Origin of the sequence: Candidatus Enterococcus courvalinii (assembly GCF_017315945.1) — a bacterium.
Classification (GTDB): Bacteria; Bacillota; Bacilli; order Lactobacillales; family Enterococcaceae; genus Enterococcus_B; species Enterococcus_B courvalinii.
The window spans coordinates 287,853-297,409 of sequence record NZ_JAFLWI010000006.1 but is presented as its reverse complement, the minus strand read 5'-3'; the positions used below and the strand labels follow the sequence as shown (position 1 = coordinate 297,409).

At 36.7% G+C, this 9,557-nt stretch carries 8 protein-coding genes; 1 reads left to right on the top strand and 7 read right to left on the bottom strand.

The window, feature by feature from the left end; translation table 11 throughout:
- Positions 1-529 precede the first annotated feature (529 nt).
- From JZO71_RS05775 to JZO71_RS05755, 5 genes are all read right to left on the bottom strand, one after another.
- Positions 530-2,035, bottom strand: a complete 1,506-nt coding sequence (locus tag JZO71_RS05775; RefSeq protein WP_206898593.1) for an ATP-binding protein — start codon at positions 2,033-2,035, stop codon at positions 530-532.
- Positions 2,032-2,718 carry a response regulator transcription factor gene (locus JZO71_RS05770; RefSeq protein WP_002290973.1) on the bottom strand — a complete coding sequence of 229 codons (687 nt, stop codon included), beginning with the start codon at positions 2,716-2,718 and terminating at the stop codon, positions 2,032-2,034. Before JZO71_RS05770 ends, JZO71_RS05775 begins: the two co-directional genes overlap by 4 nt.
- Before the next feature lie 191 nt (positions 2,719-2,909).
- On the bottom strand, positions 2,910-4,331 hold the full coding sequence (gene gndA, locus JZO71_RS05765; protein ID WP_206898592.1) for an NADP-dependent phosphogluconate dehydrogenase: 1,422 nt from the start codon (positions 4,329-4,331) through the stop codon (positions 2,910-2,912).
- Between the two features lie 168 nt (positions 4,332-4,499).
- Positions 4,500-4,679 carry a 50S ribosomal protein L32 gene (gene rpmF, locus JZO71_RS05760; protein ID WP_067484136.1) on the bottom strand — a complete coding sequence of 60 codons (180 nt, stop codon included), beginning with the start codon at positions 4,677-4,679 and terminating at the stop codon, positions 4,500-4,502.
- Between the two features lie 69 nt (positions 4,680-4,748).
- Positions 4,749-5,309 carry a YceD family protein gene (locus JZO71_RS05755; protein ID WP_206898591.1) on the bottom strand — a complete coding sequence of 187 codons (561 nt, stop codon included), beginning with the start codon at positions 5,307-5,309 and terminating at the stop codon, positions 4,749-4,751.
- A gap of 402 nt (positions 5,310-5,711) precedes the next feature.
- Between JZO71_RS05755 and JZO71_RS05750 the strand changes: the two genes are divergently transcribed.
- On the top strand, positions 5,712-6,617 hold the full coding sequence (locus JZO71_RS05750) for a LysR substrate-binding domain-containing protein (RefSeq protein ID WP_206898590.1): 906 nt from the start codon (positions 5,712-5,714) through the stop codon (positions 6,615-6,617).
- A 30-nt stretch (positions 6,618-6,647) separates the two neighbouring features.
- Here the strand turns inward: JZO71_RS05750 and pyk are convergent, their stop codons facing one another.
- The gene (gene pyk / locus JZO71_RS05745; protein ID WP_206898589.1) at positions 6,648-8,432 is read right to left on the bottom strand and encodes a pyruvate kinase; all 1,785 of its coding nucleotides are present in this window, start codon (positions 8,430-8,432) and stop codon (positions 6,648-6,650) included.
- Positions 8,433-8,559: 127 nt separating this feature from the next.
- A complete protein-coding gene (gene pfkA, locus JZO71_RS05740; protein WP_067484127.1) occupies positions 8,560-9,522 on the bottom strand; it encodes a 6-phosphofructokinase in 963 nt (320 codons plus the stop codon).
- Positions 9,523-9,557: the final 35 nt, after the last annotated feature.

Genomic DNA, 9,557 nt, shown 5'->3' with positions numbered 1-9,557 from the left:
TGTTCAGTTTTCAAAGGTCTAATCATTTTTTGTTTCAACAACTTTTATATCTTAACAGATTTTTTAGAAGTTGTCAACACTTTTTGTTTTTTTAATTTTTAGCCATTTATTTAACGACTTAATAAGTTTAACATCTCTTTTGTTATTTGTCAATAACTTTTTTGTTGAAATACCAAACTTTCAGAAGCTTATTCCCTAAGCGACTTTGTTATTCTAACATGTCCTTCTTTATTCGTCAACACTATTTTTTAAAGAAATTAATGTTGTTAGTAAGTAAAGAATTATTTGAGAACAAATAATAATATAGCAATCTATTTCTTAAATTGCAACAGAAATAATTACTTTTTTGAATAATATTTTAAAAAACGAATATTCAAAAAAAATGTTTCCTCTTTGTTCTATTTTTTCTACTATTTCCTTGCTAAGTTTTGCAGAATACTGCTTATAGTTCGTCCATCAAACACTTGCGTTTCTCTTACCTTGCAGCCACTTTCTATAAAAAAGAAAAGACAAGTAAAACGAAATCGTTTTACTTGTCTTCAGATTTTACTATTGGAATAAATATTCGAAAAATCGTTCCTTGCCCAACAACGCTCTCAGCAATAATTCTTCCCTTATAGCTTTCAACTAATTGTTTAGCTATAGATAGTCCTAGACCATTACCACCTTTTGTACGTGCTCTGGCTTTATCAACCCGATAAAACCGGTTGAAGATTTTCTTCAAGTCTTCTTGTGGGATTCCCTCACCAAAATCTTGAATCGCAATCTCAAATTCACTCAACGTAGAAGAAATAGAAATATGCACTTCTTTTCTCGTCGTAGAATATTTGACTGCATTATCAAGAATGATAATGATCAATTGTTCAAAATGATTACGGTAGATTTGTAAAATCACTTCTTTAGATAAATCATCATCTAAAGTAATTACATAATCTGGATATAGGATCTTAAAGTTATTATAGACTTGATAGGTAACTTCTTTTCCTTTTGTAGTTTCGTTACCATAATGAATATCGACTTGCTCAGCTCTTGAAAGATCTAACATTTCTTGAACGAGGCTCTTCATACGGCTAATTTCTTGCATGCTTGCGCTAAGAGACTCCTCTAAGATTTCAGGATCATCTTTTCCCCAACGATTTAGCAAACTCAAATGGCCTTCAATAATTGCAACAGGTGTTCGTAATTCATGGGACACATCTTGAACAAATTGTTCTTGTTGCTCCATATATAGACGCATTCGATCAAGCATCTCATTAAAGATTTCAGCTAAATCTGCCAACTCGTCATTTGTATCAATTTCAGGCATATGAATATTCGACTGCGGGTCTTTTCGGATAGTATCCATCGTATCTCGCAGAACTTTTAACGGTTTCAGGAAATAAGAAGATAGGAAAAAGCCTAAGATACTACTTAGAATTAACGAAACGACTTCTAAAATAATCAGTGTCAACAATAATTTGTTCCGTATATCATAAAAAGAGGACAATTCATAGAAAGTTTGTGCATAGCCAATTTTTTCACGAGTTCCTTTGGAATAGATTGGCTGAATCGACAAAAATCCTGTTCTACCATCTATCGTCACAATCGTCGGAACTTTTCTGGTTGTTTGTAACAACGATTGACTATGCTGTTGCGTCTTAAATATCAACTTTTCTTCTAAATTATAGACGAATAAATCTAATGACGACTGACCGAGTTCAGCAATGAAGGAATCAATTTTCATCAAGTTCCCTTCGATATTCGTCGTTTGATCATCAATATTACTATCATTTGTAGTTGTATTAGTTAAATTTCGGTACGTATTGACTAAAGTCAGCTCTTCATCAGAATTAGCTAACCGAGAAGCCACTTGCGAAATCGTTCGTTCCACATTGTTTCGTTCTTTAGCAACGATTAGATTAATTGAAGACTTATAAGTAATAACTGCGAAAATAGTAAAAACAACAAATATAAAGAAAGAACTTGCAAAAGCCCACTTGATAGTCAAGGAAGGGCCTTTCAGTTCTCTTTTTTCCGATTTTTTCGGTTCTATCACGAGCGCATCACATAACCTGTTCCACGGACAGTTTGGATGTAGCTTTCCTCTCCAGGAACATCAATCTTATTACGCAAGTAACGAATATATACATCGACAACATTTGTTTCAACTTCTGTTTCATAACCCCAAACTTTGTTTAATAGAACATCGCGGGCTAATACAACATTGACGTTTTCCATCAAAGTCAACAATAGTTCATATTCACGTTTGGTTAATTCAATTACTTCGTTTCCACGGCGTACCACACGATTTTCTTTTTCAATCGTTAGGTCACGATAAGTAATTGTTGTTTGTTTTGCTACGTTTTTATCGCCTTCGATATCAATTCGACGTAACAAAGCTCGCAAACGGGCTAATAGTTCCTCAATTGCAAATGGCTTAACAATGTAGTCATCTGCTCCATGGTCTAAACCTGATACGCGGTCAATCACAGAATCTCTAGCAGTCATCATGATGATTGGTGTATTTTTTACTTGACGGACACGTCGACAAACTTCTAATCCATTTAATTCAGGTAACATCAAATCTAGTAAAATGGCATCCCATTCATTATTTAAAGCGGCGTCTAATCCCGTACGGCCATTATAATGAACTTCAGCATTATACCCTTCATGCTTTAATTCCAACTCGACAAAGCGAGCTAAGTTCTTTTCATCTTCAATGATTAGAATATTACTCATCTATTATTTTATCCTTTCCCTCTACGCGATTTCTACAAACTCTATCATTATACCGATATTCTACTTAAAAATCTATAGTCATTCTATCATGAATAAACAATTTTAAAAAGAGCCGAAGTCTATTCGTAACAAATGACTTCAGCTCTATCATGATTTCTCTAATTTTTCAGTTTTGCAAAGTCAAAAACTACTTACTCTTCATGATACCAAGAGTAGTGGAAGATTCCTTCTTTGTCCACACGTTCATAAGTGTGTGCACCAAAATAATCACGTTGTGCTTGAATAATGTTAGCTGGCAAGCGTTCTGCTCTATAAGAATCAAAGTAAGAAATTGCTGAAGAGAACGTTGGCACTGGTACACCAGCTTGAACGGCTAAAGAAACTACATCTCTCACAGATTGTTGATATTTCTTCGTGATTTCAACAAAGTAGTCGTCTAACAATAAGTTTTCGATATCTGGGTCTTTATCATACGCATCTGTAATTTTTTGTAAGAAACGAGCACGGATAATACATCCTGCACGCCAGATTTTAGCAATTTCGCCAAATGGTAGATCCCAGTCATACTCTTTGGAAGCTACTCGTAATTGAGCAAAGCCTTGAGCATAGCTCATGATTTTGCTAAAGTACAATGCTTCACGGATTTTCTCAACTAATTCTTTTTTGTCACCAGTGTATTCAAAATTATTTGGGTTTGACAAAATTTTACTTGCTTGGACACGTTCATCTTTATAAGCAGAGATATAACGAGCAAAGACAGATTCTGTGATCAATGGAAGTGGGACACCTAAATCTAAAGCACTTTGGCTTGTCCATTTACCAGTTCCTTTATTGCCAGCAGCATCAAGGATGACATCAACAATCGGTTTTCCTGTACCTTCATCATCTTTACGAGTCAAAATGTCAGCAGTGATCTCGATTAAGTAGCTATCAAGTTCTCCTTGATTCCATTCCTTGAAGATTTCAGCCATTTCATCAACTGACAGCCCAAGAATATTCTTCATTAAGTCATAAGACTCAGCAATCAATTGCATGTCTCCGTACTCAATTCCATTGTGAACCATTTTTACATAATGACCTGCACCATTTGGTCCAATATAAGTGACACATGGTTCGCCATCTTCTGCTTTAGCAGAAATTTGTTCTAAAATAGGTGCCACTAGTTCGTAGGCTTCTTTTTGGCCACCAGGCATGATAGAAGGACCTTTAAGTGCGCCTTCTTCTCCACCAGAAACACCAGTACCAATAAAGTTGATTCCAGAATTCGCTAATTCTTCGTTACGACGGATCGTATCTTTGAAGAATGTATTTCCGCCATCAATCAAAATATCACCTTTGTCTAAATGAGGTAATAATTCTTGAATCGTCGCATCCGTAGCTGGTCCTGCTTTAACCATCAAAAGAATACGACGTGGTTTTTCAATTGAAGCAACAAAGTCTTCCATCGTATAAGTTGCTTTAAAGTTTTTATCTGGATGTTCTTCTACTACTTCTGTTGTTTTTGAACCAGTGCGGTTAAATAATGCGACTGAATAACCGCGACTTTCAATATTCAAGGCTAAGTTTTTGCCCATAACGGCCATACCGACAACGCCGATTTGTTGTTTCGTCATATGAACTCCTCCTACATTTGGGGTTACTCCCCTAATCTCTCTCATTATAGCCTATCATTGGTGCAATGCAAACCAATGTGCAAAATATTTTGGCGTTTTTCGAGAAAAAAATAAACCCCAAGGCTCCATGGTTAGCCTTGAGGTTTTACATTTTCTAATTAAAATGTATTAAGCTTCTTTAGACATTACGTCCTTACCATCATAGTAACCACAATTTGTACATACGTGATGGCTTTTTTTCATTTCACCACAGTTAGGACATTCGTTCAAACCTTTGATTGTCAATTTGTAGTGTGTACGACGTTTTGCTTTTTTAGCTTTTGATGTTCTTCTAGCTGGTACTGCCATTTTGCTACACCTCCTTGTAAAGTCTTGCATCAAATTAGATGCAATATATTCCAATCTTACTTGTTATCTTTATTCCTTTGATTCATCATCAAAAAATTCCGATAGTTTTGCAAGACGAGGATCTACTTTTGTCTCAGCTTCTTCCACTTTTCTGCGCTCATGTTCTGCTTCAGAAATAACTTCCCAATCCATGCCTTTAGGTAGGTTGGCTTCTTCTGTTTCCTCTGCTTCAGTAAGCACACGCATTGGAATTGCCAATAAAATATTATCTTCGATTGACTCTGTCAAATCAAGCTGTGTGCCTTCAATCAACAAAATCTCATCAGCCGATAATTGGTCGTCTCGACTTTGATACTGCTCTACTGTCATGAATAATTCATCAACTGGAAAATCCATTACTAGCTCAACAGGTTCTAGTGAACGTGTTGATGGAACAGTCAGAGTCGTTTGCACAGTGTAATGAACGATATAGCCTTTTTTATCAACGGAAACAAATCCTTCAACAGCCACTGGTGCAACATCGAGTATTAAATTATCGCGTTTCATCAAACTTGATTTTAAATCAAGTGTTTCATGAAATACTAATGGTGTCTCTTGATATTTTCGTAATTCTAGTAAAGACCATTTCATTTTTCATCACTCCTAAGCAACAAAAGCAATTATACAGGGCAAAAACGTCCTTGTCAATGAAATTTTCTTGACACCTTACACTTCATAAAAAAACAGTACATTAATTGGAAAATCAATTTTCTTTTTTCACTTTATTAGCAAAATCTTCTTTTCTTTTTTGCTAAAGTTCTATTGAGACGTCTTTCATGTAACTGAATTCTTTTCCGAAAAAAATTTTAAGTTTTATTTGCATTCCATCGAAATAACAAGTAATCGCTTATTGATTTCGCAAACTTTCCAAGTGTATCTGTTTAATCTTTTGCTTCAGTTATTCAAAGCACTTCACTGAACTTTCAGTTGCTATCAAGAAATGAATCTATTACAATAACTATTATTTATATGGATAATGAGAGGAGCTAACATATGAACACACGAGACATTGAATACTATGTCCAGTTAATCAAACTAAAAAATTTTACAAAAGTTGCTAATCTATTTCATGTTAGCCAGCCCACAATCACTTACGCTGTCCAACGTTTGGAGACAGAATTAAATGCTGTTCTCATCGTCCGCGATCGTTCGCACAATGAATTATTGATCACACCTGCTGGCCACCAACTATTTATCCATGCACAGTCTATCCTCCAAGAAATCACTCGTGCAAAAGCAGAGATCCAACAACTACAAACGAAAAAAATTCGTCTTGGCATGCCACCGATTATTGGAAATGAATATTTCCCAAAATTATCCGGCTACTTTATTCGACAAAAATTGATGAGTCAATTGGAAATCATTGATGGTGGTTCTCGCGACTTATACGGGATGATTCATCAAGGTCAAATTGATTTGGCTTTACTCGGTTCAACTCAGCCAATTGTCGATCAGTCGTTAGAAACACAGTTGCTCTTAGATAAACGATTTATGATTGTTGTCTCACCTGAACATCCACTTGCCAAAAAGCAAGCTGTTTCGTTCAAAGAATTGATTGACGAAGAATTCGTTTTATTAAACGAGCATTACGTCCATCCAACTGCTTTTTCAAAATTAGCAAAGCAAGCACATATTGAGCCAAAGATTGTCTATCAAAGTAATGATTTATCCATTTTAAAAAGTATGATCCGTGAACAAGTTGGGATAGGATTTCTAACAGAGATTGCGATCCATCCAGAAGACCAGTTAATTATGCTTCCACTAACGGATACTGTACAACCACGCTTTTTGATTTCACTTGTCACACGCACACAGCAATTGCCAACTGATTTACAGCAACAAGTTGTCCGCGTCATTAATGAATTCATTCAGACACAAAAAAACAGCCCCTCAGATTGAGGAGCTGCTTTTTTTATACTATCTAGTAAATTAGATAGCTGTTGTTTCGCCACGGTATACAATACCACGACGTGAATCAACAGTAATCAATTCACCATCAACGATTGTTGAAGTTGCATCTTTTGCACCAACAATTACAGGAATATCTTGAGCGATACCTACAACTGCTGCGTGTGAAGTTAAGCCGCCTTCTTCAACTACGACTGCTGCTGCTTTTTCAATAGCAGGCATATATTCTTTATCAGTTGTTGGAACAACTAATACCATGCCGTCTTTTGCTTTTTTAATTGCTTCTTCAGCAGATGAAGCAACTACTGCGTTTGCAACAACAGATTTTTGACCAACGCCTTGAGCTTCTAATAATTTAGAACCAATCATTTGAATTTTCATTACGTTAGTTGTTCCACGCTCACCAACTGGTACACCAGCAGTGATCAAGATTAGATCGCCTTCTGAAGCAAAGCCTAATTCAACTGCTTTTTTAGCAGCTAATTCAAACATTTCATCAGTAGTTGTTGGTTTTTCAGTAACTGTTGGGTATACGCCCCAGTTTAACATCAAACCACGTTTTGTGCGTTCGTCAAATGTAACTGCCAAGATGTCAGCATCTGGACGGTATTTAGAAATCATTTTAGCTGTGTAGCCAGACTCAGTTGCAGCAACGATTGTTTTAACACCTAAGTTTTTAGCAGCACGAGCTACTGACAAACCGATTGTTTCAGTAACATCAGTTTTGTCAAATTGATTGATTTGGAATGTACCTAATTCAGCTAAAGCTTTTTCAGCTTCTTGGTCAATACGAGCCATTGTTGAAACAGCTTCTACTGGGTAGTCACCATTTGCAGATTCACCTGATAGCATTGTTGCGTCTGTACCATCAAATACAGCGTTGGCAACGTCAGATGCTTCGGCACGTGTTGGACGTGGGTTTTCTTGCATTGATTCTAACATTTGTGTAGCTGTAATAACTGGGATACCAGCAGCGTTACATTTTTTAATGATACGTTTTTGAACCATTGGTACTAATTCAGCTGGGATTTCAACACCCATGTCACCACGAGCAATCATAACACCATCAGAAACTTTGATGATTTCGTCGATGTTGTCGATACCTTCTTCAGATTCAATTTTAGGGAAAATTTGAACGTGTGTCATATTTTTTTCTTCTAAAATTTCACGAATGTCTAAAACGTCTTGTGCTTTACGTACAAAACTTGCAGCGATAAAGTCGATATCGTTATCTAAACCGAAACGGATATCGTCAGCATCTTTTTCTGTAATACCTGGTAAGCTGATTGATACGCCTGGTGCATTAACACCTTTACGTGATCCTAGCATACCTGCATTTTTTACTACTACAACTAATTCACGGTTTGCTTCGTCTTTTTCAACGATTTCCATGTCAATAAGACCATCATCGAATAAGATATGTCCACCAACGTGAACGTCTTCGAATAAACCAGGATAAGTTACAGCAATTTTTTCTTTTGAACCAACATGTTCAGGATCCATTGAGATACGAGTTTGATCTCCAACTTCAAATTTGATATAGCCAGCACGGCCAAAATCAGCTTCTGTTGTTCCTTGAACTGTTGTACGGATTTCTGCACCTTTAGTATCTAAAAGGATACCTACATCTTTACCTGTTTGTTTAACAGCTTCACGAACCATTACCATACGTGATAATTGTTCTTCATGATCCCCATGTGAGAAGTTAAAACGGAAGACATTTGCTCCAGATTCGATCAGTTTAGAAATAGTTTCTACTGAGTTACTTGCTGGTCCTAATGTACTAACGATTTTGGTTTTTTTCATTTTACAAAACGCTCCCATTCAATTTTGTTTATTTAAAGCTTTACAGCTTAAATAGCTACTAATATAGATAGTTCAGTTGAGTCAAACAAAGTTTGCTCTACTCATTCTTTCTTTTGATCAAATCATTTTAGAATGAAAGAGTATTGTTTAATTCGTACAATGATAAGTCTGGTTTATGTTTGTTGTTTTCCAAAGTATCAATGATGTCAGAAGCAACGATTTCATTGTCGTGGATACCAACACATAATCCGCCTTTACCTTGTTGTAATAATTCAACAGCGTAAGCGCCAAATTTACTTGCTAACACACGGTCACGTGCGCTTGGAGCGCCTCCACGAACAACGTGTCCTAAGATAGATACACGTGTATGGTAGTCACCGAATTCTGAAAGTTTTTCAGCAAATTCATTTCCGCCCATTACACCTTCAGCCAAGATGATTAAGCAATGTTTTTTACCACGATCGCGGCCTTCTTGGATTTTTTTAGCAACAGCAGCCATGTCAAAATCATGTTCTGGAATGATGATTTCGTCAGCACCACCTGCAACACCTGACCATAAAGCGATATCGCCGGCATTACGTCCCATCACTTCGATAACGAATGTACGAACGTGTGATGTAGCTGTGTCACGAATGCGGTCAATTGATTCAAGCACTGTATTGATTGCTGTATCAAAACCGATTGTGAAGTCTGTACCAGGAATATCATTATCAATTGTTCCAGGAATTCCCACTGCTGGGAAACCGCGTTTAGTTAAAGCCATCGCTCCGTGATAAGAGCCATCGCCACCGATAACTACTAATCCTTCAATACCGAATTTTTTCAATTGTTCGATACCCTTTAATTGTCCTTCTTCTGTAGCAAATTCTGGGTAGCGAGCAGAGTACAAGAAAGTACCACCGCGTTGGATTTTATCACCAACGTCAGCAACGTCAAGACGACGAATATCTCCGGCAACTAATCCGGCAAATCCGTAGTTGATTCCATAAACTTCTAGACCTTCATAGATTCCTTTACGAACAACTGCGCGAATCGCTGCGTTCATTCCAGGTGCGTCTCCGCCACTGGTCAAAATTCCGATGCGTTTCATATAAACATTCACCTCATTAAAATACTTTATCCTAA